General features: G+C 70.3%; 22 protein-coding genes. 14 read left to right on the top strand and 8 right to left on the bottom strand.

The window, feature by feature from the left end:
* Positions 1 to 26 precede the first annotated feature (26 nt).
* The 10 genes from DEJ00_RS14385 to DEJ00_RS18845 all read left to right on the top strand — a co-directional run bounded on the left by DEJ00_RS14385 (position 27) and on the right by DEJ00_RS18845 (position 14,787).
* The gene (locus tag DEJ00_RS14385) at positions 27 to 1,133 is read left to right on the top strand and encodes a LacI family DNA-binding transcriptional regulator (protein ID WP_111057819.1); all 1,107 of its coding nucleotides are present in this window, start codon (positions 27 to 29) and stop codon (positions 1,131 to 1,133) included.
* A gap of 524 nt (positions 1,134 to 1,657) precedes the next feature.
* Complete coding sequence (locus DEJ00_RS14380; RefSeq protein WP_111057818.1) at positions 1,658 to 2,977, top strand: ABC transporter substrate-binding protein; 1,320 nt, start codon at positions 1,658 to 1,660, stop codon at positions 2,975 to 2,977.
* A gap of 5 nt (positions 2,978 to 2,982) precedes the next feature.
* Positions 2,983 to 3,915 (top strand): carbohydrate ABC transporter permease, encoded by a 933-nt coding sequence (locus DEJ00_RS14375; protein WP_232536511.1) that lies wholly within the window; start codon positions 2,983 to 2,985, stop codon positions 3,913 to 3,915.
* 101 nt (positions 3,916 to 4,016) lie between these two features.
* Entirely contained in the window at positions 4,017 to 4,823 is an 807-nt protein-coding gene (locus DEJ00_RS14370) for a carbohydrate ABC transporter permease (protein WP_027466211.1), read from the top strand.
* A 119-nt stretch (positions 4,824 to 4,942) separates the two neighbouring features.
* A complete protein-coding gene (locus DEJ00_RS14365) occupies positions 4,943 to 7,261 on the top strand; it encodes a family 78 glycoside hydrolase catalytic domain (protein WP_111057816.1) in 2,319 nt (772 codons plus the stop codon).
* A 191-nt stretch (positions 7,262 to 7,452) separates the two neighbouring features.
* On the top strand, positions 7,453 to 8,625 hold the full coding sequence (gene rhaI, locus DEJ00_RS14360) for an L-rhamnose isomerase (protein WP_111057815.1): 1,173 nt from the start codon (positions 7,453 to 7,455) through the stop codon (positions 8,623 to 8,625).
* A gap of 40 nt (positions 8,626 to 8,665) precedes the next feature.
* The gene (locus DEJ00_RS14355) at positions 8,666 to 10,714 is read left to right on the top strand and encodes a bifunctional aldolase/short-chain dehydrogenase (protein ID WP_111057814.1); all 2,049 of its coding nucleotides are present in this window, start codon (positions 8,666 to 8,668) and stop codon (positions 10,712 to 10,714) included.
* A gap of 33 nt (positions 10,715 to 10,747) precedes the next feature.
* A complete protein-coding gene (locus DEJ00_RS14350; protein WP_111057813.1) occupies positions 10,748 to 12,235 on the top strand; it encodes a rhamnulokinase family protein in 1,488 nt (495 codons plus the stop codon).
* The gene (locus tag DEJ00_RS14345; protein WP_181440196.1) at positions 12,232 to 13,557 is read left to right on the top strand and encodes an alpha-hydroxy acid oxidase; all 1,326 of its coding nucleotides are present in this window, start codon (positions 12,232 to 12,234) and stop codon (positions 13,555 to 13,557) included. Before DEJ00_RS14350 ends, DEJ00_RS14345 begins: the two co-directional genes overlap by 4 nt.
* Positions 13,558 to 13,848: 291 nt before the next feature.
* Entirely contained in the window at positions 13,849 to 14,787 is a 939-nt protein-coding gene (locus tag DEJ00_RS18845) for a glycoside hydrolase family 16 protein (protein WP_258373698.1), read from the top strand.
* Positions 14,788 to 14,903: 116 nt separating this feature from the next.
* Here DEJ00_RS18845 and DEJ00_RS14335 read toward each other — a convergent pair whose 3' ends face one another.
* Positions 14,904 to 15,266: a hypothetical protein gene (locus DEJ00_RS14335; protein WP_111038207.1), complete on the bottom strand. Its 363-nt coding sequence runs from the start codon at positions 15,264 to 15,266 to the stop codon at positions 14,904 to 14,906.
* A 195-nt stretch (positions 15,267 to 15,461) separates the two neighbouring features.
* Here DEJ00_RS14335 and DEJ00_RS14330 point away from each other — a divergent pair, with 195 nt between their 5' ends.
* Together DEJ00_RS14330 and DEJ00_RS14325 are read left to right on the top strand one after the other, a co-directional pair.
* On the top strand, positions 15,462 to 17,003 hold the full coding sequence (locus DEJ00_RS14330) for an MFS transporter (protein WP_309148143.1): 1,542 nt from the start codon (positions 15,462 to 15,464) through the stop codon (positions 17,001 to 17,003).
* Entirely contained in the window at positions 16,996 to 17,976 is a 981-nt protein-coding gene (locus DEJ00_RS14325; RefSeq protein ID WP_111057812.1) for an alpha/beta hydrolase, read from the top strand. Before DEJ00_RS14330 ends, DEJ00_RS14325 begins: the two co-directional genes overlap by 8 nt.
* A 65-nt stretch (positions 17,977 to 18,041) precedes the next feature.
* On the opposite strand, the gene DEJ00_RS14320 is transcribed toward DEJ00_RS14325, so the two are convergent.
* The 5 genes from DEJ00_RS14320 to DEJ00_RS14300 all read right to left on the bottom strand — a co-directional run bounded on the left by DEJ00_RS14320 (position 18,042) and on the right by DEJ00_RS14300 (position 22,311).
* Positions 18,042 to 18,671, bottom strand: a complete 630-nt coding sequence (locus DEJ00_RS14320) for a hypothetical protein (protein ID WP_146247983.1) — start codon at positions 18,669 to 18,671, stop codon at positions 18,042 to 18,044.
* A gap of 279 nt (positions 18,672 to 18,950) precedes the next feature.
* Positions 18,951 to 19,760 carry a hypothetical protein gene (locus DEJ00_RS18595; RefSeq protein ID WP_181440195.1) on the bottom strand — a complete coding sequence of 270 codons (810 nt, stop codon included), beginning with the start codon at positions 19,758 to 19,760 and terminating at the stop codon, positions 18,951 to 18,953.
* A gap of 76 nt (positions 19,761 to 19,836) precedes the next feature.
* Positions 19,837 to 20,262 (bottom strand): hypothetical protein, encoded by a 426-nt coding sequence (locus tag DEJ00_RS14310; protein WP_111057810.1) that lies wholly within the window; start codon positions 20,260 to 20,262, stop codon positions 19,837 to 19,839.
* Between the two features lie 166 nt (positions 20,263 to 20,428).
* Positions 20,429 to 21,535 carry an SGNH/GDSL hydrolase family protein gene (locus DEJ00_RS14305; protein WP_111057809.1) on the bottom strand — a complete coding sequence of 369 codons (1,107 nt, stop codon included), beginning with the start codon at positions 21,533 to 21,535 and terminating at the stop codon, positions 20,429 to 20,431.
* Between the two features lie 143 nt (positions 21,536 to 21,678).
* The gene (locus DEJ00_RS14300) at positions 21,679 to 22,311 is read right to left on the bottom strand and encodes a TetR/AcrR family transcriptional regulator (protein WP_111057808.1); all 633 of its coding nucleotides are present in this window, start codon (positions 22,309 to 22,311) and stop codon (positions 21,679 to 21,681) included.
* Positions 22,312 to 22,415: 104 nt separating this feature from the next.
* On the opposite strand from DEJ00_RS14300, the gene DEJ00_RS14295 reads away from it, so the two are divergent.
* Entirely contained in the window at positions 22,416 to 23,543 is a 1,128-nt protein-coding gene (locus tag DEJ00_RS14295; protein WP_111057807.1) for an FAD-dependent monooxygenase, read from the top strand.
* A 288-nt stretch (positions 23,544 to 23,831) separates the two neighbouring features.
* Here the strand turns inward: DEJ00_RS14295 and DEJ00_RS14290 are convergent, their stop codons facing one another.
* Complete coding sequence (locus DEJ00_RS14290) at positions 23,832 to 24,287, bottom strand: hypothetical protein (protein WP_111057806.1); 456 nt, start codon at positions 24,285 to 24,287, stop codon at positions 23,832 to 23,834.
* Positions 24,288 to 24,453: 166 nt separating this feature from the next.
* Entirely contained in the window at positions 24,454 to 24,861 is a 408-nt protein-coding gene (locus tag DEJ00_RS14285; RefSeq protein WP_111057805.1) for a MerR family transcriptional regulator, read from the bottom strand.
* A gap of 89 nt (positions 24,862 to 24,950) precedes the next feature.
* Between DEJ00_RS14285 and DEJ00_RS14280 the strand changes: the two genes are divergently transcribed.
* Complete coding sequence (locus DEJ00_RS14280; RefSeq protein WP_111057804.1) at positions 24,951 to 25,934, top strand: aldo/keto reductase; 984 nt, start codon at positions 24,951 to 24,953, stop codon at positions 25,932 to 25,934.
* The last annotated feature ends 55 nt before the right edge of the window (positions 25,935 to 25,989 follow it).

The raw sequence follows: 25,989 nt of genomic DNA, 5'->3' as shown, positions 1-25,989 counted from the left end.
GCTCCCCCGCCGCCTACGATCGGAGCATGGTGCATGTCCCCCGGCGCGACGGTCCGCCGAGCGTGCACCACGTCGCAGCCCGGGCCGGGGTCTCGCTCGCGACCGTCTCGAACGTCCTGAACCACCCCGAGCGGGTCGCCGACGCGACCGCCGCACGCGTGCGGGACGCGATCGACGCGCTCGGGTACACGCCGAACCGCAACGCCCGGGCGCTGGTGTCCGGCAGCACGCGCGCGATCGGTCTGGTGGTGATGTCGCTGCGGAACTCCCTGTTCAGCGACATGGTCAACGGCGCACAGCTGGCCGCACGGGAACGCGGCTTCACCCTGCTGATCGCCAGCAGCGAGGACGACCTGCAGGCGCAGGGCGAACACCTCGCCTACCTCGAGAGCGCCCGGGTGTCGGGGATCCTGCTCGCCTCGATGACGGAGTCCCGCGACCAGGTCGAGGTCGCGCGGCGCCACGGCCGGCCCGTCGTGTACGTCAACTACGAACCGACCGAACTCGACGCGTGCGCGGTGGTCGTGGACAACGAGCAGGCCGGGTTCCTGGCGGCCGAGCACCTGATCGACCGCGGCTGCCGACGCATCGGGTTCGTGAGCGCCCGTCCGGACCTGCAGCCCGTCGACCGCCGACGGGCCGGGGTGCTGCGGGCCGTCGCGGCGCACCCCGGGGTCGAGCTCGTCGACGTCGACGCCGGGGACATCGACCCGCCGGGTGGCACCGACGCCGGGCTCCGCATCGCCCGGATGCCCGAGGACGAACGCCCCGACGGGGTGCTGGGTGTGACCGACCTGCTCGCGATGGCCGTCGTCTCCGAACTCCGGGCCGCCGGGATCCGCGTCCCCGAGGACATCCCCGTGTCGGGCTGCGACCACAACTCCGTGGCGTGGGGCGGTGCGGTGCCGCTGACCTCGGTGACGATGCACGGCTCGGAGATGGGTGCGGCCGCGGTGGAACTGCTGCTCGAGGAACTCACCGACCCGATGCACGTGCACCGGACCGTCGTGCTCGGCAGCGAGCTGGTGCCGCGCGAGAGCACGCTCGGTCGCGAGGGCGCGGCCGCAGCAGCCGCCGCGGCCGCCGTCGGGGGCACGATCACGTCGAGCGACCCGAGGCGCACCGAGGCCTGACCGGCGGCGGACCGACCCGCGAGAGCGACACATCCAAAGGTGGCCACGCCGTCCGGTCCACCAGAGCGACAGATCGGCGCGAACGTTCGGCGGCGCACTGTCGCTTTCGCGGGCCACGGGTCGCGGACAGCGCGCCGGCGCGCACGAGGCGACGCGGGCCCGCGAACGCGACCGGGCAACGGACGGGAGGCGCGGGGCGGGGCCGGCACGGGCCTCCCGGCCGGCGGCCGGCGCGACCACCGCACGGTGCAGCACCGCGCGTCGGTTCGGTGCGAGGTGCCGCACTCCGTGCGAGCCCGCGAGCCCTTCACGGAGTGCGGAACCTCGCACCAGACGAGTGGACGAGCGAGCGAGCTGCGGGATCGCGTAACGAAATCGGCACAGCGATTGACACGCTTCAATCCGCGTGGTTCCATCCTGATTGAAACGTTCTAAAACGCAGTAACCGGACCCCGCGACGGCGCGGGATCCGGGTCCGTTTCACCCGGGGTACCCCAGCCCCGGGCCTTACGAGGAGGTAAGGAATGTCAGTTCGTTCCGTGACCAAGCGCGCGATCGCCATCGGCGGCGCAACGGTCCTGATCGGCGGGCTCGCAGCGTGCTCGTCCGGCGGCTCCGCCGACGAAGGCGGCGGCAAGGTCGAGATCACCTACCAGGCCGACAACGCCCCGGCCACCGCGGCCACCGCGAAGCCGCTCATCGAGGCCTTCGAGAAGGCCAACCCCGACATCACCGTCAAGTTCGACACCCGACCCCAGGGCACCGACGGCGACAACCTGATCAAGACCCGCCTGTCGACCGGCGAGGCCGCCGACGTCTTCAACTACAACTCCGGCTCGCTCATGCAGGCCCTCAACCCGGACAACACCCTGGTGGACCTGTCCGACGAGAAGTGGGCGGGCGACGTCGACCCGCAGTTCACCAAGGTCGTCAGCACCGACAAGGGCATGTACGGCGCCCCGTTCGGCACGAGCTTCGGCGGTGCGGTGCTCTACAACACGAAGGTCTACGACGACCTCGGCCTCAAGGTCCCGACCACGTGGGACGAGTTCATCAGCAACAGCGAGAAGATCAAGGACGCCGGCGACGTCGCCCCGATCATCCAGACCTACGGCGACACCTGGACGAGCCAGCTGTTCGTCCTCGGCGACTTCGCGAACATCACCGCGCAGGACGAGAAGTGGGCGGACGACTACACCGCCAACAAGGAGTCCTACGCCGACGAACCCGCACTCGCCGGGTTCCAGCACCTCGCCGAGGGCAAGGACAAGGACCTCTACAACGAGGACTACGCCTCGGCCACGCAGGCGAACGGCCTGAAGATGCTGGCCGACGGCACCGGCGCGCAGTACCCGATGCTCACGAACGCGATCTCCGCGATCCAGCAGGACTCCCCCGACGCCGTCGACGACATCGGCGCGTTCGCCCTGCCGGCCGAGGACGCCGCGGACACGAACCTGACGATCTGGGAGCCGAACGGCCTTTACATCCCGAAGACGACCACCGGTGACAAGCTGGCGGCGGCGAAGAAGTTCATCGCCTTCGCGAACTCCACCGAGGGCTGCCAGGTGCAGAACGACACCGGCACCCCCGCCGGCCCGTACGTCATCTCGACGTGCTCGCTGCCGGACGACGTGCCCCCGATGATCGACGACCTGCAGAAGTACCTGGACGACGGCAAGGCGAGCCCCGCGCTCGAGTTCCTGTCCCCGATCAAGGGCCCGAACCTCGAGAAGATCTGTGTGCAGGTCGGCTCGGGCATCACCACCGCGAGCAAGGGCGCCGACCAGTACGACGACGACGTCGTCCAGCAGGCACAGCAGCTCGGCATCAAGGGCTGGTGATCGGTGTGACCGCGACCCTCACGACGGCGGTGGCCCCGCCGCAGACACGCAAGGCCGGCCGCCCCGGACCAGCGCGCAAGCGGATGCGCTCGTTCTACCCCGCGTGGTTCTTCATCCCCGCGATCGCGCTGTACGTCGTGTTCTTCGCGGTCCCGACCTTCGCCGGGTTCTACTTCTCGCTCACCCGCTGGACGCTGTTCGACCAGACCTTCATCGGCTTCGACAACTTCGTCCGGTTCTTCCAGGACCCGCAGCTCGTCTCCGGGTTCGTGCACACCTTCCAGTACGGGTTCGTGACGAGCGCGGCGAAGGTGGTCCTCGGACTCGCCCTCGCCCTGCTCCTCACGTCGCCCGTGCTGGGGCGCGGCTACCTGCGGGCGGTCGTGTTCTTCCCGGTGCTCGTGTCGACCATCGGCATCGGCATCACGTTCAAGGCGCTGATGGACCCGTTCCACGGGATCATCAACGGCGTGCTGGGTTCGGTCGGCCTGCCCACCCCCGGGTGGCTGACCGACCCGGCGCTCGCCCTGTGGAGCGTCGCCGCGGTGGACGTCTGGAAGGGCGTCGGCATCGCGACGCTCATCTTCATCGCCGGCATCGTGGCGATCCCGCAGGAGTACTTCGAGGCGGCACGGGTCGACGGCGCGAGCGCGTGGTCGATCTTCCGGAACATCACGTTGCCGCTGTCCCGCCCCGCGATGGGCACGGTCATCATCCTGTCGCTCATCGGCGGTCTGCGGTCGTTCGACCTGATCTGGGCGATGACCGGCGGTGGGCCGGGGTTCACCAGCGACGTGATCGCGAGCGTGATCTACAAGCAGTACCAGGCCGGGTTCTACGGCCTGTCCACCGCCGGCAACGTGGTCCTGTTCGTCGTCGTCACGGCGATCATGGTCCCCGTCTCGTGGCTCCTCAACCGCAAGGAGGCGGACCTGTGACCGCCGTCACCACCCCCGGGACCGGTCACGCACCGGCGTCCGGCAGCCGCCGCCCGACACCGGCGAGCCGCAACCGCCACCCCGGGCGTGCCCGCCGGTGGATCATCGGCTCGATCGCCATCGTCGTCAGCTTCGTCGTCTTCCTGGTGCCGTTCGTCTTCGTCCTGCTCCAGGCCGCGAAGAACCCCGCCGAGGCGAACCAGCTCGGCTTCAGCCTGCCGACGGACTGGCAGCTGTGGCAGAACCTGCAGGCGGTGTTCCAGAGTGGCGACGGCGGGATCCTCCGCGCGTTCTGGAACAGCGCCCTGCTCACCGTCGGCAGCGTCACCGTCATGGTCGTGTTCTCCGCGATGGTCGGGTACGTCCTGCAGCGGCGGCCGAGCAAGTGGAACGGGCTGATCAACTTCTTCGTGCTGGCGGGGCTCATCGTGCCGCCGGCGATCGTGCCGACCATCTGGGTGCTGCAGGGGCTCAACCTGTTCAAGACCATGGGCGGGATGATCCTCATCGAGGCGACCTTCGGCCTGTCGTTCTGCATCCTGCTGTTCCGGGCGTTCGTCGCGACGATCCCGAAGGAACTCGACGAGGCCGCCGTGCTCGACGGTGCCGGCCCGATCCGCCTGTTCTTCGGGGTGGTGCTGCCGCTGCTCAAGCCGGTGATCATCACGGTCGTGCTCGTGCAGTCGGTGACGGTGTTCAACGACTTCACGAACCCGCTGTACTTCCTGCCGGGGTCCGAGAACGCGACGGTGCAGCAGACGCTCTACGCGTTCCAGAGCCAGTCGGTCAGCCAGCTCAACCTGCTGTTCACCGACGTGCTGCTCATCACGATCCCGCCGCTGATCCTCTACGTCTTCTTCAACCGTCAGATCGTCGCCGGCATGACCAGCGGCGCCGTCAAGGGCTGACCGCGCACCCCGGCCGGGAGGCGCGCCCCGCCTCCGCCACACCGCCCACCCGGGCGGACGGCCGGGCCCACGACCCCCGCACCGGTCGACGACGACCGGTCGCGTGAAAGGACCACCACATGACCACCTGGACCGCACCGTTCATCGCGGCCGACACGGACCTCGGCAGCGCCCCGATCCTGCGTCGGGAGTTCCCCCTCGACGACGGCCACGGCGCCGTCACCGCCGCCACCCTCGACGTCAGCGCACTCGGCGTCGTCGAGGCCTGGCTCGGCGGGCAGCGCGTCTCCGACCACCTGCTCGAACCGGGCTGGACGAGCTACGAGTGGCGCATCCGCGTCGTCTCGCACGACGTCACCGAGCACCTGTCCGACACGCTCCCCGGCCAGCCGGCCGTGCTCGCGCTCGTCGTCGGCAACGGCTGGGCCGCCGGACGACTGGCCTGGGGCGGCGGTGGCGGCTGGTACACCGACGAGCGTGCCGGGTTCGCCGAGCTCCGGATCACCTTCGCCGACGGGCACGAGCAGCACGTCGCGACCGACACCGACTGGCAGGCCCTGTCGAGCGCGATCACCGCGGACCAGCTCTACGACGGGCAGGACATCGACGCCCGGCTCCGCGACGGCTCGTTCCTGACGCCCGGCGAGGTCACCGTGCCGAGCGTCGACGGCCACCGGGGGCGGACGAGCACGGTGCACACGGTCGACATCGGCGAGCGCGAACTCGTCGCCGACACGGTGCCGCCGGTGCGCCCGCTCGCCGAGATCGCCCCGGTGGCGATCTGGACGAGCCCGTCGGGAGCGACCCTGCTCGACTTCGGCGTGAACCTGGTCGGGTGGCTCCGGATCACCGCGACCGGCCCGGCCGGCACCGTGCTCACCCTGCAGCACGCCGAGGTGCTCGAGCACGACGAGCTCGGCACCCGCCCCCTACGCACCGCGAAGGCGACGGACCACTTCACCCTGCGCGGTGACAACGAGCCCGAGACGTTCGAGCCCCGGTTCACGTTCCACGGGTTCCGGTACGCGCAGGTCGACGGCTGGCCGGGCACCCACGACGAGCTCCGCGCCGCGGTCACCGCCGTGCAGGTCGGGTCGGACCTCACCCGCACCGGCACGTTCGCGTCGAGCCACGAGCTGCTGAACACGTTCCACGACAACGTCATCCGGGGCATGCAGGGCAACTTCCTGAGCGTGCCGACGGACTGCCCACAGCGCGACGAGCGACTCGGCTGGACGGGTGACATCGCCGCGTTCGCCCCGACGGCCTCGTACCTGTTCGACACGCGGACGTTCCTGGCCGACTGGCTGCGCGACGTCTGGCTCGAGCAGCAGCACGCCGACGGGGTCATCCCGTTCGTGGTGCCGGACGTGCTGAAGTACTCCCCCGCCGAGGACTTCGGCACGCCCGACGCGACCGCCGTGTGGTCGGACGCCGGCGTCTGGGTGCCGTGGACGCTGTACCAGGCGTACGGCGACACCGCGGTGCTCGAGGAGCAGTTCGACTCGATGGCCGCACACCTGCGCCGGGTCCGTGACCACCTGTCACCGGAGGACCTGTGGGACACCGTGTTCCAGTTCGGCGACTGGCTCGACCCGGACGCCCCGCCTGAGGCCCCGGCCGACGCGAAGGCCGACAAGGGCGTCGTCGCGACGATCTGCGCCTACCGGTCCGCGACGATCGTGGCGGACGCGGCGGAGCTGTTGGGTGGTCACGAGGCGGAAGCAGCGGAGTTCCGGGAACTCGCCACGCGCCTCCAGGCCGGGTTCCGCACCCACTACCTGCAGGACGACGGGCGGATCCTGTCGGACGCGACCACGGTGTACACGCTGGCGATCGTGTTCGGGATCCTGTCCGAGCAGGAGCAGGCCGTGGCCGGCGAGCGTCTCGCCGAGCTGGTCGAAGCGTCCGGGTACCGGATCTCGACGGGCTTCGCCGGGACCCCGTTCATCACCGACGCGCTGACGCAGACGGGCCACCTGGAGGACGCCTACCGGCTGCTGCTGCAGACGGAGTGCCCGTCGTGGCTGTACCCGGTGACGATGGGCGCGACGACGGTGTGGGAGCGGTGGGACTCGATGCTGCCGGACGGCACGATCAACCCGGGTGAGATGACCTCGTTCAACCACTACGCACTCGGTGCCGTGGCGGACTGGATGCACCGGGTGGTGGGTGGCCTGTCGCCGCTGTCGCCGGGGTACTCGGCCGTCCTGATCGCGCCGCAGCCGGGCGGTGGCCTGACGTGGGCGGAGACGTCGCTCGACACCGTGCACGGGCACGTCGCCGTGCGGTGGGAGCTCGTCGACGGGGAGTTGCGCGTCCGGGCGACCGTGCCCGAGGGCGTCTCGGCCGTGGTGCGCCTGCCGGGTGCACCCGAGCAGCGGGTCGGCGCGGGGACCCACGACCTCCACGCCCCCGCCGCCGTCCCCGCCGCGTAGGGCCTTGGCTCGCAAAACACCGGTGTTCGCGCGTCGAACCCCCGAACGCGCGTGTTCAACACGTGAACACCGGTGTTTTGCGGCACCACCCACGGCACCACCCGCGGCACCACCCACCCACCACGGTTGCGGCAAGCCGCCGCGCGCCGTACTGTATGAAACGATTCAATCGCACACGAGGAAGTGACACGATGACATCGACCCCGAGCTTCGCCGGCATCGCCGACCAGCTGGCACGACAGCAGATCGAGCTGCCCAGCTGGGCCTTCGGCAACTCCGGCACCCGCTTCAAGGTGTTCAGCACGCCGGGCACCCCGCGCGACCCCTACGAGAAGATCGCCGACGCCGCCCAGGTGCACAAGTACACGGGCCTGGCGCCGACCGTGGCGCTGCACATCCCGTGGGACCTCGTGGACGACTTCGCCGACCTCCGCCGCCACGCGGAAGAGCACGGCGTCCGGCTGGGCACCGTGAACTCGAACACCTTCCAGGACGACGACTACAAGTTCGGCGCCCTCACCCACGTCGACGAGACGATCCGGCAGAAGGCGATCGACCACCACCTGCGCTGCATCGACGTGATGGACGCCACCGGCAGCCGCGACCTGAAGATCTGGCTCGCCGAGGGCTCGAACTACCCCGGTCAAGAGGACATGCGCTCCCGCCAGGACCGCCTGCACGAGTCGCTGTCGACGATCTACGACCGCCTCGGTGCCGACCAGCGGCTCGTCCTCGAGTACAAGTTCTTCGAGCCGTCGTTCTACCACACGGACGTCCCCGACTGGGGCACGAGCTACGTGCAGACGGCGGCACTCGGGCCGAAGGCGATGGTCTGCCTCGACACCGGCCACCACGCCCCCGGCACGAACATCGAGTTCATCGTGATGCAGCTCCTGCGCCTCGGCAAGCTCGGTTCCTTCGACTTCAACTCGCGCTTCTACGCCGACGACGACCTGATCGTGGGCGCCGCGGACCCGTTCCAGCTGTTCCGGATCCTGGTCGAGGTCATCCGCGGCGGCGGCTACGACAACCCCGACGTGGCGTTCATGCTCGACCAGTGCCACAACGTCGAGGACAAGATCCCCGGCCAGATCCGCTCGGTGCTCAACGTGCAGGAGATGACGGCCCGCGCGCTGCTCCTCGACCGCGTCGCACTGACCGCCGCACAAGAGGCGCACGACGTCCTCGGCGCGAACGAGGTCTTCATGGACGCGTACCAGACCGACGTCCGGAAGGACCTGGCCGAGTGGCGCGAGTCCCGCGGACTGCCGGCGAACCCGATGCGCGCCTACCTGGAGTCCGGGTACCAGCAGTCGATCGCGGCGGACCGCGTCGGCGGCGTCCAGGCCGGCTGGGGCGCGTAGGAACATGACGAACACAGTGGAGGCACGGGTGGACCCCGCAATGCACGGCACCGACGCAGACACCACGATCCGGGCGCTGGTCGCGCGCTCGAACGCGCTCGGCTCGGATCCGCGGATCACGAACTACGCGGGCGGGAACACCTCCGCCAAGGGCACCGACACCGACCCCGTCACGGGCGAACCGGTCGAGCTGCTCTGGGTGAAGGGCTCCGGGGGCGACCTCGGCACCCTCACCCCGGCGGGCCTCGCGGTCCTGCGCGTCGATCGCGTCCGTGCCCTCCAGGACGTCTACCCCGGCGTCGAGCGCGAGGACGAGATGGTCGCCGCCTTCGACTACACGCTGCACGGCAAGGGCGGAGCCGCGCCGTCGATCGACACCGCGATGCACGCCCTCGTCGACGCCGCCCACGTCGACCACCTGCACCCCGACGCCGGCATCGCGATCGCCACCGCGGCGGACGGTCCGGCCCTGACCGAGCGGATCTTCGGCGACCGGGTCGTCTGGGTGCCCTGGCGTCGGCCCGGGTTCCAGCTCGGGCTCGACATCGCAGGCGTCAAGCGTGACCACCCGCAGGCGATCGGCACGATCCTGGGCGGCCACGGCATCACCGCGTGGGGGGACACGAGCGACGAGGTCGAGGCGAACTCGCGCTGGATCATCGACACCGCCGAGCGGTACCTCGCGGAGCACGGCAAGGCGGACCCGTTCGGCGGCGTCCGAGCGGGGTTCGAAGCACTGCCGACCGACGAACGTCGCGCACGCGCCACAGCCCTCGCCCCGACGATCCGCGGCATCGCCGGGCACGACAAGCCGGTCGTCGGGCACTTCACCGACAGCGACGTCGTGCTCGAGTTCCTGGCGAGCGAGCGCGCCGAAGCACTCGCGGCCCTCGGCACGAGCTGCCCGGACCACTTCCTGCGCACCAAGGTCAAGCCGCTCATCCTCGACCTGCCGGCCTCGGCGAGCGTCGACGAGCAGACCGCCCGCCTGCGCGAACTGCACGAGCAGTACCGCGCGGACTACCAGGCCTACTACGACCGGCACCGGACGCCGGACTCCCCCGCGATCCGCGGCGCCGACCCGCTCATCGTGCTGGTCCCCGGCGTCGGGATGTTCTCGTACGGCAAGGACGCCCAGACCGCTCGGGTCGCCGGGGAGTTCACCGTGAACGCGATCAACGTGATGCGCGGTGCCGAGTCGGTCAGCACCTACGCCCCCATCGACGAGGCCGAGAAGTTCCGGATCGAGTACTGGGCCCTCGAAGAGGCGAAGCTGCAGCGGATGCCCGCGCCCAGGAAGCTCGCGACGCGCATCGCCCTGGTCACCGGGGCAGCGTCCGGCATCGGCAAGGCGATCGCGAAGCGCCTGGCGGCCGAGGGTGCCGCCGTCGTCATCGCCGACCTCGACCTCGAGAAGGCCACCGCTGCGGCGGCCGAGATCGGCGGCCTCGACCAGGCCATCGGCGTCGCCGCGAACGTGACGGACGCCGCCGCGATCGACCGGGCGATCCAGCAGACGCTGCTGCACTTCGGCGGCCTCGACCTCGTCGTGAACAACGCGGGGCTGTCGCTGTCCAAGAGCCTGCTCGAGACCACCGAGCAGGACTGGGACCTGCAGCACGACGTGATGGCGAAGGGGTCGTTCCTGGTGTCGAAGGCCGCCGCGAAGGTGCTCATCGAGCAGGGCCTGGGCGGCGACATCGTCTACATCTCGTCGAAGAACTCGGTGTTCGCCGGGCCGAACAACATCGCGTACTCCGCCACGAAGGCCGACCAGGCCCACCAGGTGCGCTTGCTCGCCGCCGAGCTCGGTGAGCACGGCGTCCGCGTCAACGGCATCAACCCCGACGGCGTCGTGCGCGGCTCCGGCATCTTCGCGAGCGGCTGGGGCGCCAACCGCGCGAAGACGTACGGCATCGAGGAGCAGGACCTCGGCAAGTTCTACGCGCAGCGCACGATCCTGAAGCGCGAGGTCGTGCCCGAGAACGTCGCGAACGCCGTCTACGCCATCTGCACCGACGATTTCTCGCACACCACCGGCCTGCACGTGCCCGTCGACGCCGGTGTCGCCGCGGCCTTCCTGCGGTAGCGACGACCGACGAACACCGAGCAGGAGCAGAGCATGCACACCAGCGGCAGCGTCGCCGCGGTCGACCTCGGGGCCACCAGCGGCCGGGTGATCGTCGGCCACGTCGACTCCGACGGGGTCCGGATGGACCACGTCGCACGGTTCCCGAACGGCCCCGTCACCCTGCACGAGGGCGACGCCGGCACCGGCCGCGACGCCCTGCACTGGGACGTCGTCGAGCTGTACCGACAGGTGACCGAGGGGCTGCGGCGTGCGTTCGCCGAGCACCCCGCGATCGCCAGCATCGGCATCGACTCGTGGGCGGTCGACTACGGCCTGCTCCGCGACGGCCGACTGCTCGGGGTGCCGTCGCACTACCGCGACGACCGGCACCAGGGCGGTGTCGTCCCCGTGCACGACCGGATGGCCGCCACCGAGCTGTACGCGCGGAACGGCCTGCAGCACCTGCCGTTCAACACCCTGTTCCAGTGGGCTGGCGACCCGTCGCTGCAGCTCGCGCAGCGTGCGCTGCTCGTCCCCGACCTGCTCGGGTACTGGCTGACGGGGGTCGAGGCGGCCGAGCGCACGAACGCCTCGACGACCGGGGCCCTGAACGCGACCACCCGTGGGTGGGACCCGGCGGTGCGGGCTGCTGCGGGCCTCCCGGCCGGGCTGCTGCCCACGCTGCGCGACCCGGGCGACCGACTCGGCCCCCTGCTGCCGTCCGTCGCCGCGCTCGTCGGCGGGCAGGCCGACGTGACGCTGGTCGGTTCGCACGACACGGCGAGCGCCGTCGTCGCGGTCCCCGCGACGGAGCCGGACTTCGCCTACATCTCGTCGGGCACGTGGTCGCTCGTCGGCGTCGAGCTCGACGCGCCCGTCCTGTCGCACGCGGCACGACGCGCGAACTGCACGAACGAGGGCGGTGTCGACGGCCGCGTCCGGTTCCTGAAGAACGTGTCCGGACTGTGGTTGCTGTCGGAGAGCGTCCGCACCTGGGAGCGCGGTGGCGACCACGTCGACCTGGAGGCCCTGCTCGCCTCCGCCGCGGCCGTCACCGCCCCGGTCCCCGTCTTCGACCCCGCGGACGAGTCGTTCACGGCACCAGGCGACATGCCGGCGCGGATCGCCGCGTGGTGCGCGGCGCACGGGCTGAGCGCCCCCGCGTCGCGCGCGGAGTTCGTCCGGAGCATCCTCGAGTCGCTCGCGACGGCGTACGCCGAGACCCTGCGCACCATCGCCGACGTGACCGGCAAGGCCATCCGGGTCGTGCACGTCGTGGGCGGCGGCTCGCAGAACCGGCTGCTCTGCCAGCTGACCGCGGACCGCACCGGCCTGCCGGTCGTGGCCGGCCCGGTCGAGGCCACCGCACTCGGCAACGTGCTGGTGCAGGCGCGCGCCGTCGGACTCGCGGGCCTCGGAGGGGCTTCACTGGAGGCACTCCGCAGCATCGTCGCACGGAGCGTCGAGCCCGTGCGGTACACCCCCTCGGCGTCGTCGCGCGCCGATCCCGATCGATCCCCCGTCAGGAGCCACGCATGACCACGACCGACGACCAGCACCGGATCGACCCCGCAACCGGCGCACCGGCGCCCGCGACCGGGTCCGCGTCCGCCGCTCGCACGCGGGTCAAGCGGCAGCTGCCGACGGTGCGGGACCTCGCGCCGCTCATGCAGTTCAAGAAGCCTTCGCTGCCGGGTCGGCGTCAGCGCCTCGAACAGGCGTTGACGATCTGGGACCTGCGGGACATCGCCGCCCGCCGCACCCCGAAGGCCGCGTTCGACTACACCGAGGGTGCGGCCGAGGCGGAGATCTCACTGGCCCGCGCGCGGCAGGCGTTCGAGGACATCGAGTTCACGCCGGCGATCCTCCGCGACGTGTCCTCCGTCGACACGTCCCGCTCCGTGCTCGGCGCGCCGGTGTCGTACCCGTTCGGCATCGCGCCGACGGGCTTCACGCGGATGATGCAGACCGAGGGCGAGCGGGCCGGTGCCCGGGCCGCCGGACGTGCCGGCATCCCGTTCTCGCTCTCCACGATGGGCACCACCGCGATCGAGGACGTCCGCGACGCCAACCCGCACGGGCGCAACTGGTTCCAGCTGTACATGTGGAAGGACCGCGAGAAGTCGATGGCGCTGGTCTCCCGCGCCCAGCAGGCCGGCTTCGACACCCTGCTCGTCACCGTGGACGTCCCCGTCGCGGGTGCGCGGCTGCGGGACAAGCGGAACGGGTTCTCGATCCCGCCGCAGCTGAGCGCTCGGACCGTGGTGAACGCGATCCCGCGGCCGTGGTGGTGGTTCGACTTCCTGACCACCGAACCGCTGGCGTTCGCGTCGCTCGACCGCTGGTCCGGCACCGTCGGGGAGCTGCTCGACCACATGTTCGACCCGACCGTCACCTACGAGGACCTCGCCTGGATCCGTGACCAGTGGCAGGGCAAGGTCGTCGTGAAGGGCGTGCAGTCGCTGGCCGACGCCAAGCGCCTGGCGGACCTGGGCGTCGACGGCATCACGCTGTCGAACCACGGCGGCCGACAGCTCGACCGGGCACCCGTCCCCTTCCACCTGCTGCCCGCCGTGGTCAAGGAGGTCGGGAAGGACACCGAGGTGCACCTCGACACGGGCATCATGTCCGGCGCCGACATCGTGGCTGCCGTGGCCCTCGGCGCGAAGTTCACGATGGTCGGCCGCGCCTACCTGTACGGGCTGATGGCCGGCGGCGAGGCCGGGGTGGACCGGATGATCCAGATCCTGTCCGAGCAGATCGAGCGGACCATGCGGCTGCTCGGGGTCGCCTCGCTCGACGAGCTCGAGCCGGGGCACGTGACGCAGCTGCAGCGGTTGCAGCCGATCCCCCGGGTCTGACCCGTCGGCTCGCCGCGCGTTGCACCGTGCACGTTCGACGGTCGGACACCGGGCGTTCGTCGGTCGATTTCCGTGACGCCCCCCGAACGGGTCACAAATGATGCAAGATGTCCGTGGACGTGTCAACGAAACCCTCGGCATCCGGCCGGCTGATGCGTCCGTCCCTCCCCGCATCCTGCGCCCGAGCATCCACGAGGAGCCCGACATCTCGACCCGAAGCACGTGCACGCCCTCGCGCGGCACGACCCCACGGACCACCCCCACACCCCCGACCACCCGAGGGGGCACCCGATGATCCGCCACCGCGCGATCCTGGCGGTCGCGACCGCCGGCGCCCTGGTCCTCGGTGTCCCCACCGCCGCCTCCGCCCGCACCTGGTGGGGCTGGGACGGCGAACGCCGCTGGCACGACGCCCCGGTGAACCCCACCCCGACGCCGGCCCCGGACGAGACGGAGACCCCGGCCCCCACCGACGAGTGGACCCCGGATGCGGAGCCCGAGCAGGACTCCGCGCCGATCGAGGACTCCGCCCCCGTCGCCGAGCCCGCACCCGAGGCCGCGCCGGAAGCAGCGCCCGAAGCGGAGGGATCCCCCGCGGACCTGTCCGCGATCGCACCGGACGCCTCGTTCGTCGAGGACTTCAGCAAGGACGCCGTCACGGGCCTGGTCTCGTCGCTGTACCCGCAGTCGTGGCAGGCCTACCCCGACGGCACCTCGGGCATCTACGCGCCGAGCAAGACCGTGTCGGTGCACGACGGCGTGATGGACGTCGCCCTCGGCACCGGTGCCGGAGCGGCCGGCACGTTCGGCTCCTCCGACGGCGCCTGGGACCACGTCGGCGGCTCGTTCTCGGTCCGCGCGAAGGCGACCGGCGGCGACGGCAACGGCGCGGCCTTCATGCTGTGGCCGACGTCGAACGTGTGGGCCGACGGCGAGATCGACTTCCCCGAGGGCAACTTCGAGGACAGCCCCTCGGTGTTCCACCACTCGATGACCCCGGGCAAGGAAGCCGAGCGCGTCCAGCTCGGCACCGGCGTCTCGTGGCGCGACTGGCACACCTACAAGGTCGACTGGGTCCCCGGTCAGTCCGTCACCTACAGCGTCGACGGCAAGGTCCTCGGCACGATCACGCACGACGTGCCGACGACCCCGCACCGCTTCATGTTCCAGGTCGGCAACTGGGGCGAGAAGGGCAACCTGCTCATCGACTGGGTCTCGACGACCGAGTAGCGTCCGCAGGTCCACGACACGACCGACGGGAGGCCCGGTGCCAGCTGGCACCGGGCCTCCCGTCCGTCTGCGTGGTCGCGTCTGCTTGCCGCAGCGCGCCCTGTGGAGCCCGTGGGCTAGTGCTTCTCGTCGACGAGCGCGATGAAGCGGCTGCCGATGCCCTCGACCTCGCGCCGCGTCAGGCCGGCGGTGGGCTCGGGCGCCTGGTACGGGGCGTGGTAGTCGCACATCAGGTAGTCCCACTCGGGCCACCACTTCTTCGGGCGCGCCTCTTCGTCGAAGCCGCAGACCACGCACTCCAGGCGCGTCCAGACCTTCTTGGTGCCGGTGCGGTTGGCGCGGGACTGCACGAGCCAGGCGGGCGGGTCCTGCTCGATCGCGTCGAGCTCCGCTTCGCTGAGGCGCGACGGGATGCCGTGGCGGGTCGCCATCTCGAGGGGGATGTCGAGCCGGACGGCGGCTTCGCGGCGGGAGAGCATCCGTCCAGGGTAGGTCCTGCCACTTCCCACCTCGAACTGCGACGGCAGCAACCGGGACGTCCACCGCGGACTTTCCTCGAGCGGGCAGGCCGTGTATGGTCTCGATCACTGAGGTAAAAGGCGCCGCGATCTGCGACGCACCAGCACGCGGCATCGAACGAGTCGCCACTTCTTCCCTCGAAGGAGTGCGCCATCGTGTCCCCCAGTCCCGCTCTCACCACCGGGCACGTACCCGCCGGTGACTCGTCGCCTCGTCTGCGCGACGCCTGGATCGCCCTCGCCGGGCTGTCCGCGGTGTTCCTGTTCGAGATGCTCGACAACTCCGTGCTCAACGTCGCCCTGCCGACGATCGGCCGCGACCTGGGCTCGTCGACGACGGGCCTGCAGTGGGTCTCGGGTGCCTACTCGGTCGCCTTCGGAGGGCTGATGCTGCTCTTCGGCGCCGTCGCCGACCGCATCGGACGCCGTCGGGTCATGCTCGCCGGGCTCGTCCTGCTGGCCCTGGCGAGCCTCGCCACGGCGGTGGTCACGTCGACCGAGCAGCTGATCGCCGTGCGCGTCGCGATGGGCGTCGCCGCGGCGATGACGACGCCCGGGTCGATGGCGCTGGCGTTCCGCCTCTTCGACGACGAAGGTCTCCGGGTGCGGGCGCTCACCGTCATCTCGACGGCCGGGCTCGTGGGGCTGGCCATCGGTCCGACCGTCGGCGGGTTCGTGCTCGCCGTCGCGCCGTGGCAGGTGCTGCTGCTGGCCGACGTGCCCATCGCGGTCCTTGCACTCGTCGGCCTCCGGCTGGGTGTCGCCCGCGACGAGGCGGCGGAGCTCCGTCGCGATCCGGTCGACGTGGTCGGAGCGCTGCTCGGCACCGTGACCACGGCCGGAGCGCTCGTGGCGCCGACGATCCTGGTCGAGTCCGGAGCCACTGGCTGGTGGGGGTGGGCCGTCCTCGCCCTCGCCGCCACCTGCGCGGTGGGGTTCGTCGCCCGCGAGCGGACCGCGCGGCACCCGCTGATCGACCTGCACCTGCTCGCCCGACCACTCGTTTCGAGCGGCCTCGCGTTCAAGGCCGCGTCGGGGCTGGCCGTCGCCGGACTGTCGTACCTCGTGACCCTGCAGCTGCAGTTCGCCTGGGGCTGGCCGCCGGCCCTGGCCGCGGTCGGGACGCTGCCACAGGTGGTCGTGCTGCTCGTCGGCGGCCGCTTCGTCGGGCCGTTCGTGCAGCGGGTCGGCCTGGGCCGCGCCGCCTGGATGAGCGCCGTCTCGGTCGTCGCAGGTCTCGCGGTCTTCGGCGCCCTGAGCCGGCACGGGTACCCGTGGGTGCTCGTCGCGCTCGTGCTCGTCGCCGCCGGCATGCGGGTCGTCGGCGTCGTCGCCGGCGCGTCGGTCCTCACGGGACTGCCCGCGGACCGCACCTCCGTCGGAGCGGCACTCGTCGACACCTCGAGCGAGCTCGCGGGTGGTGCCGCCGTCGCCGCGGCGGGGACCATCGTCGCCGCCTTCGTCGCCGGGAGCATCACCACCACCACCTGGACCGCCACCCGGCTCGAGGGCTTCCAGGACGCCCTCACCGTCGCCGGCCTCGGCCTCGCCGCAGTCGCAGCACTGCTCGTCGTGGTCGGCATGCTCCGAGCCCGGCCCGCCGTCGAACCAGAGGACGCGGCCTCGTCCGAACCTGCCAACACCACGCCTGCACAGCCCGACCCGATCACCATCACCGAGGAGACCTCCCGTGCCTGACACCATCGCCCTCCCCCGCCCGCCGTTCGATCCCGAGTTCGTGCCCTTCCTCACCGCCATGGACGCGCGAGGCCGCTTCCACCTCACGACCCAGATGCTGCCGCAGATGCGACAACTGGACATGACGGAGGCGCAGCTCGACGAAGGACTGCGTGCTCGTGGCCTCGAGCGGAGCAGCATCACGATCCCGGGCCACCGCGGCGACCTGATCGACCTCGCCGTGATCCAACGCGCCGGCCGAACCGGCACGGCTGCCCTGGCCTACGCGATCCACGGCGGCGGCATGATGTTCGGCCACCACCTCGGCAACCTCGACTCCTACGACGAGTGGCTGCTGGTGCACGACGTCGTCCTGGTCAGCCCGGACTACCGCCTTGCGCCGGAACACCCGGACCCGTACCCGGTCGAGGACTGCTACGCCGGTCTCGTCTGGGCAGCCGAGCACGCCGACGAACTCGGCATCGACCCGGAGCGCATCGTCCTCGTCGGGCAGAGCGCCGGTGCCGGTCTCGCCGCCGGCACGGCCCTCCTCGCCCGAGACCGACAGGGACCCTCCGTCCTCGGCCAGGTGCTCGTGAGTCCGATGCTCGACGACCGCGACGCGACACTGTCGGCTCGGCAGTTCGACGGTGTCGGGGTCGCCGACCGGGAGATGACACGGTTCGGCTGGGACGCCTACCTCGGTGACCGGCGGGGTGGCGAGGACGTCTCCGTCTACGCTGCGCCCGGCCGCGCGACCGACCTCACCGGGCTCCCGCCCGCGTACATCGACTGCGGCAGCACCGAGGTGTTCCGCGACGAGACCGTCGCCTACGCCAGCTCGCTGTGGGCGGCCGGAGTCCAGGCGGAACTGCACGTGTGGCCGGGAGCGTTCCACGGATCGACGAGCATGATGCCCGACGCGACGCTGTCGCGGCGGGCCGTGCAGGCTCTACGCGAGTTCACCGGGCGTCTCCTCAGCCCGGCGGTTTGACGGCAGTCCCGGCACGAGCGCGTCGCGGCGCTCGTGCCGGGACCGGCTCCTGTTCGCAGCAACAGCTAGATCCGGTCCAGGGACACCACCGTGACGACGATCGGCCACGCCTCACCGTCGAGCTGCACGGACCGCAGCCCGCGCGGCAGGGCTTGTCCGTCTTCGGACTCAACGACGACTCCCTGCAGCCCGATGAGGTGCCCGGAACCCCTGCTGTAGTGCACGCGATCACCGACGACGGGCATGATGATGGTGTCCGCCGCCAGCTCCTCTGCAGCGAGTTCCACGGTGAGAGGCCAAGACTCCGTGAGCACCTCGGCGAGCTGTGCCTCGAACACGCCGCGTTCGTCGAGCTCCGCGTCGCCCGCCTCGGGATCCACGATCCTCGCGACTGGCAGGATCTGCTGGCCGATCGTGCGCGCGACTCCGCATCCGATCGCGACACCCAGGCCGGCGAGGGACAGCCCCATGCTCGCCATCTCGAACCGCAACGGGACTGGCTCAGCAACGACCTGACGGATTCCGCCGTTCGAGCCGCCGGCGGTGTGCGCTCGCACGGCAGTCGCCTTCACCGCGCCGGGGAGTCGTGGCGCGACCGGAGCTGCTCTTGTCCGCCGGAGATCACCGCCGAACTGCTCGCCGAGATGCTTCTTGAACGCAAGGGCGCCAGGCCGTCGCTCGTCGCAGTTGTCCATCGGGTCGCCTTCGGGTCGGCTTCTCGCAGCCTCGGGTCAGGCTGTTCCCGGACCGTACTGCCGGACCGTCGGCCCACACGACGGTTCCTCACCGATCTTGCGGTAACCAGCAAGGCCGATTCGGAGTTCGCGCCGGCACAGCCCCGAAGCGCGAGTAGATGACTCCCAGCGGGAATCGTGCTTCTACCTCGTCGCTGAACTTCGACGCTTCGGACTCAGTCGCGAAGACACCGAGCACCGTGTTGTGTGGTGACTCGTCACCACCGGGGTCTGGTCGCCTCAGAGCTCTGACGTCGGCTGTTGGCGGGGGTTGAGGAGATCGCCGTCCCAGCTCAGGTCGTCGTCTTCGTGCACCTCGAAGGCCTCGAAGTGATCGTCCGCGAGGATGCTGTCGACGAGTGCGCGTGAGCCGGCGACGATCGTCGAGTCCCAGTCTTCCTCGGAAGCGACGACCCAGGTGTGATCCGCGGGCCAGATCAGCGACGTGTAGGGCCCTTCCTGCTGGGGGCGACTGCATCCCCATCCGGGGACGGAGCGCTGCGCCCACGATGGGTCAGCAAGCTCGCGCAGGCTCGAGCTGAACAACCACATGTCCCGACCGGGCCACGGCATCTGCATGCGAGCCCGCGCGCGCGTGTTCCGGCCTCCTTCGGCCCATGGCGGGTTGCCGGTGCCTTCCCATGCTCCGATGACCAGGTCGTCCGGGTTCCGCGTCGCGGCCCGCAGATGCGTGGTCAGGACCGCGAGGTCCTCCGGGTTGAACCACCCATCGTCGGACTGACCGACACTCCACCCATCCGACCAGTCCCTCGTGTGCTCGTCATCGCTGATGCGGAACCACTGCACCAGGGGATGCATCACCCGGCCGTTACGGCGCGCAACCTCAGCCCACCGCCAACGCGTGTGCTCAACATCGATGGGATTGCCCCACTCGTCGACCGTGTTCGGGTCAGTACGGTGCGCATCCACCGGGTGCAGCAGCCGCGCGTACGCCTCGAAGCCCGTGCCAGCGACACCGCCGACGGTCGCCCATCGACCGGCTCGCTTCACGAGCCAGTCGCCTCGCAGGGCTTCGGTCAGCAGGAGCACCGCATCAGCATCCCACGGCGAACGCCTTCACTCAGGAGAAGCAGTCTCCGAAGACCATCCGCAACCGGAACCGCCCCTACTCCCCCACGTCCGAGCATCTCGGCAACGCCGCGATGTCCGTGCACCCGTACTCGCTCCACCCGCCCTGGCCGTAGGTGTCGTACGCCGCAGTCGACGCCACCGTGGCCCCTGCACCACCCGTCCGGACGAAAGACGGAGTCGGATCACCCTCGGTCGTCCACCGGACCCACTGGAGCGAGGCCACCTCGCCCGCTTCGCTCGCGTCCCGCAGACACCGCAGGCTCTCGGCGGGGAGCGCACCGTCGGCCTCGAGCTCCACGTCCCCGCAGTCGATACCGCTCGGGTTGCTGACCCACTCGGGCGCGTCGGCGAGTGTGCGGGCGGATGCGATGGGGTCAGCTGGCTGTTCGCTGCACGCCGACAGGAGCGGCAGCGCGACCAGCACGAGTCCGGCGGCGGCGAGGACGAGTGGCTTCTGCACAGGACGAGCATGGCTCAACGAGACGCCCTGCCGGGTCACGGTCCGACAACATGTCGAGCGCTGGCGACCTGACGCCCGGTGGTCCACACGAGACGGACGGGAGGCCCGGTGCCAGCTGGCAACGGGCCTCCCGTCCGCCTGCTGGTCGCGTCGACGACGCGACGCGTCAGCGCGATCGGACGATCGCGGCCTTGGTCTGGTCACGCAGGTACGCGATGCCGGCGGCGTTCGGGTGGAGTGCGCCGAAGAGGATGCTGTACTTCGTCCCGGCCAGCGGCGTGCTGTTCGCGGCGGTGCCGCGATCGGTCAGGGTGAGTCCTGCCATCCAGGCGGAACCCGACGCAGCACAGGGCGTGTGCGCGGCAGAGCCCTGGAGCGTCGAGACGTAGGTGAAGCCACGAGCCTGCGCCGCAGCCTTCACCGCTGCGTCGAGCGCGTTCTGGGTGCGGTGGAAGTAGGCGGTGTCGGTCGCGGTGAAGGGGAACGCGTTCTGCGGGAACGGCGGCTCGAGTCCGGAGTCACCGAGTAGGCTCGAGAAGCACCCCTTCGGGGACTGCGCCGAGCCCGGCGCGATCATCGGGTAGCCGACGACGAACACCTTCGCCCGCGGCGCACGCTGCGCGATCACACGGAACGTCTGCGCGAGCCGTGGCGCGACCGTGTTGTGGATGCGCGCTGCGAGACGGTCCCGCTCGACGCCGTGCACGACCGGTGCGTAGTAGTCCTTGCAGTGGTCGTAGGTCTTGCCGTGGATCTCCGAGAACACCGGACCGTCCTTGTCCAGCGCGACGCAGTTCGAGATGACGTCGGTGAACCCCAGGTCGTTCCCGCCGATCGACACCGTGACGACGTCCGTGTCCTTGGACAGCGCGTCGGCCTGGACGGGCGCGGTGGCGCTGCCGACACCGGTCGCCTGCGGGACCCGGGTGATGTTGCCGGTGGTGGCACCGGAGCAGGCGCGGTCATCGAGCCGGAGACCCAGGGATGCCGCGACCTGGTGCGGGTAGTCGGTGGTGGACTGGAAGCAGCCGGCCGCCGGACCCGAGCCGTAGGGGGCGACGCCGAAGCCGCCCGCGTACGAGTCACCGAGGGCCACGTAGCTGTCACCGCGGGACGGCGAGGACACGGCGGCCACGGACTGGGCGGGCGCCGCACCGTCGGCGTTCGCCGCGGAGACGGGCCCGGCTGCCCCGACAGCGAGCGCTGCCGCCGTCAGGACGCCACTGGTGATCAGCAGCGCGTTGGTCCGGCGGAGGCGAGGAGCATGACGCATGGAGCAGGTTCCTTCCAGAGGGCCTATTCGACAGACGATCGTCTGACAAGTAGACGGTAGGTCGGCGGGACGCCCCGCGCCATGAGAGGGCCACAAGGTGCATGGGATGCATTCCGCGCACCCGCCCTGTCCCTCGACGTGGATCAGGCCGGCGCGCACCAGGTGGACAGGTGGTCCAGCGCCGCTCCGGCCGTGGTCACCAAGCGCTTGCGGGTCGATTCCCGGTCGGCATCCGCGAGGACCGCGTCGCCGATGGCCTCGGTGGTCTGCTGCACGACGGCCACGAGCGCGGCAGCCTGAGCACGCCGGGTCATCGAGTCGAAACCCGTGTCCGCCAGTTCCTCTGCCACCGCGGACGTGACCTCGTCGTAGAACTCCAGCGCCCGTCGCCGGAGCACCGCGCTGAGCCGGCACTGCGCAGGGAACTCCCCTCGCGCCAAAGCCGGATCCTCTGCGACGTACCGATCGACATCCTCGAGGACGATGGTGCGCATCACTTCCGCCGGCGACTGGTGCGCACCTCGGTCAGCAACCGCAGCTCGGATCTTCTCGAGCACCTCGTCGGCTCGGTCGAACACCAGATCGGGTTTGGTCGGGAAGTAGTTGTAGACGGTCTGATCCGAGACGCCTGCAGCTCGGGCCACGTCTGACATCGACACCTCGTCGTACCCGTGCTCAGCGAACAGGCGTGCAGCAACGTCACCCAGGCGCTCGCGGGTCTCCCGTTTCTTGCGCTCTCGCAGCCCCGACGGAACGCCCGTACTCGACTCCACCATCCCCCGAGTCTGACACGAAACGTTGAGTGACCCAAAGTTCTGGTACGTTGGCCGAACTTAGAGTCACTACAAGTTCGGTAGATGCCGAGGAACGAGGACGATCGATGACCACGCAGAAGCAGGAACAGGTACTCATCGCAGGAGCGAGTTTCGCTGGGCTCACGACCGCGCTGTGGATGCGTCGACTCGGGTACGACGTCTCGATCGTCGAGGTCGCTCCCGGGTTGAAGCGAGGCGGCACCCCGGTCGACATCCGCGACGACACCATCGCGATCGTCGACCGGATGGGCCTGCTCGAGCAGATCTCAGCGAAGGCGCTCGCGCCGCGGGTGACGGAGTTCACGACGCCGGAGGGAGACCGCATCGCGCGGATGATTCCCGTGCCACCCTCGGCCGGATCGGCGGGCGACGGCTACGAGATCCACCGCGACGACCTACTCGACATCCTCGCCGCCGCGACCGAGGGCGAAGTGGAGATGCTGTGGAACAACTCGGTCACGTCCTTGCACGAGACCGACGAGGAGCGGGTGCACGTCACCTTCCGAGACGGAACCGAACGGGACTTCTCCATGGTGTTCGGCTGCGACGGCAACCACTCCACAGTGCGTCGACTGCACTTCGGGCAGGAAGCGCTGTACAGCCACTTCCTGCAGACGTACTTCTCCGTCGCCACTCTCGACGACCTCGTCATCGAACCGCAGACGACCCGGATCACCAACGCACCGGGCGTCACGATGCTGGTCAACTCGTACGACACCACCACCGACCTCGTCCTCGGATTCCGCTCCGAGCAGGAGATCCCCTTCGACCACCACGACGAAGCGGCACAGAAGCGCATCCTCCGCGACCACATGCTCCGGGCCGGCTCGCCGTTCTCAGACCACGTCGACGAGGCGATCGGCGTCGAGACCTTCTACTTCGACAAGCTCAGCCAGATCAAGATGCCGGCGTGGACGTCCGGCCGCGTCGCACTCGTCGGCGACGCGGGCTACTGCCCTTCCCCGGCCGCCGGGATGGGCGGCTCGCTCGCCATCATCGGCGCCACTGCACTCCACGACGCCCTCCGGGGTGCGGACGGCGACGTCGAGCAGGCATTGGCCGGCTACGAGCGCGCGCTCCGGCCGATCGTCGACGCGGTACAGCACGACGCCGAGCACATCGGTGTCAGCAGCTACTTCCCCGCGACCGCAGACCAGATCGATGCGCGCAACAGGATGCTGCTCGACCGCTGACCACCGCCCGAACCGCCGCCTCGGCTGCGGAGGTGACCAGGCACCGGACGAACACCCGACGAGCGATCGTCGCGACCGTTCTGATCGTGGGTGCCGCGACCGTCCTGTTCACCGGTCTGCGCGCCGCGCGAGACGGCCCGGGACGCTGTGGGATCCCCGCGTCGTCAACCTGACTTCGGAGGTCCAGGGCGAACTCCTCGTGGTCCGAGCGGACTACTGGTCGCGCGAACTCCCACCCTGACCGGCGGGTGGGGCTGTCACCGACGCCCGCACCGTCACCGACCGTGCTCAGTGGCTGTCGGTCATCCCGCTGCTGACGTACGAGGAGCCCACCGTGTCGTCGGTGAGCGTGCAGTTGTACATGGCGTACCGGTCGGTGTGCCCGTCGTCGAAGGTGAAGGGGTAGACGAGCTGGTAGGTCCCGTCGCTGCCCGTGTACCCCGACGGGTCGTCCGTGAACGTCAGGGTGACCCCGGCGGCCGCGGCGCCCTTGCTGCATTCGTCGTAGACGTGCTGCGCGAGCGCGGACGTCGCGGGCCCCTGCGACGGGGAGGACGACGGGGTCGACGGAGTCACGGCGTCCGTCGCGGTCGCAGACGGGGACGGGGCCGGGGTCTCGTCCCCGGTCGTCGCCGAGGTGGCGGACGGCGATGGAGTCGGTGCGCTCGCAGCGCAACCGGTGAGGGCGGCGACCATGACGCAGGCAGCAACCGCGGTGACGCTGAGGCGGGTTCGGGTGTTCATCGGCGGTCTCTTCCTCGGTCAGAGCGGGGGTGGCTCACTGAGAGATGTCGTGTGACGGCCGATCCTGACATGGTCACAAGGCCCGTGAGCAGCTTCGATCGGTGTCGTGGTTCTCGCGCCGCGCCGTTGTCGCGTCCTGTAGCTGATTGCCGACCGGCCAGAAAGATCATGCCGCCGATGGGGCGCCGGTCGCGGCGATGGTCTCCCGGTACGCCTCGATCTTCCGTTCCAGTGCCGCGAGGTGCCGCTGCACCTCCGCCTGCCGAGCGAGGACGGTCGCATGGTGCTGCTCGAGGAGCGCGAGTCGTGCGACATCGTCGGCACCATCTCTGTACGCGGCCGCGTAGTCACGCATCTCCCGCACGTTCATCCCGGTCCCGCGGAGCATCACCGTCCCGGCGAGCCAGCTCAGCGCCGCCGTGTCGTACCGCCGCCATCCATCCTGACCGCGATCAGGAGACGGTGCGATCCCCTCCTTCTCGTAGTAGCGGATCGTGTCGACCGTGATGCCGAGCAGCTCCGCCGCAGCGCTGATCGTGACCGGTCCGTCGACGTGGACCTCAGGAAGCAGCATGAGCCGAGTCTCCCACTTGACATGGTGTGCACACCAGGGTGGAGGGTCGTCATCGTCCGGGTGATCCCGGCGACGAACGGAGAACACGCATGCAGCAGATCCCTCTCGGCTCCCAGGGGCTCGTCACGTCCGCACTCGGACTCGGATGCATGGGCATGAGCGCCTTCTACGGCGGCGCCACTGAGACCGGCTCCGCCGAGACCATCCGACGCGCCCTCGACCTCGGGATCACCCTGTTCGACACCGCGGAGGCGTACGGACCGTTCGAGAACGAGAAGCTCCTCGGCCATGTCCTCGGTTCGGATCGGGACCGCGTCGTCGTCGCTTCGAAGTTCGCCACCGACTTCACCGACGACGGCCAGCCCATCGGACTCGACGGGTCCCCGGAGCATGCACGCCGCGCGATCGACCGGTCCCTGAGCCACCTCGGCACCGACCACATCGACCTCTGGTACCTCCACCGGGCAGACCCGAACGTGCCGATCGAAGACACGATCGGCGCGATGGCTGAAGCCGCCACCGCCGGCAAGGCCCGCTACATCGGGGTCTCCGAGACCTCGGCCGAGACCCTGCGACGTGCGCACGCAACGTTCCCCATCACGGCGATCCAGTCCGAGTACAGCCTCTTCGAGCGCGACGCCGAACACAACGGCGTCCTCGACACCGCTTCGGAGCTCGGCATCGGGTTCGTGCCCTTCTCGCCGCTCGGCCGCGGGTTCCTCTCCGGCACCGTCACCCGCAAGGACGACCTCCCCGGTGGTGACGCACGGCGGAACCTCCCCCGGTTCTCCGACGAGGCGATCGACGCGAACCTGCACGTCGTCGAGGCGCTGAAGGTCATCGCCGACGAGAAGAGCGTCACGACCGCGCAACTCGCGCTCGCGTGGCTGATGCAGGCCGGCACCGTCCCGATCCCCGGCACCACGAAGGCCTCCCGTGTCGAGGAGAACGTCGCCGCAGCCGACGTCGTCCTCACCGAGAACGACCTCGCCCGGATCGGGGCTGCCTCCCCGCACGGCGTCGCCGTCGGGACCCGCAACACCGAAGCAGGAATGGCACGCGACCGCGGCTGAGCCGAACCGCACCGTCCGGATCGGGCAAAGCTGCGCTGCGAACACTCCGCCGGGC

It is taken from the genome of Curtobacterium sp. MCLR17_039 (genome assembly GCF_003234745.1).
GTDB classification, from domain to species: Bacteria; Actinomycetota; Actinomycetes; order Actinomycetales; family Microbacteriaceae; genus Curtobacterium; species Curtobacterium flaccumfaciens.
The sequence above is the reverse complement of the archived record's forward strand: the minus strand, read 5'-3'. Positions and strand labels throughout refer to the sequence as shown.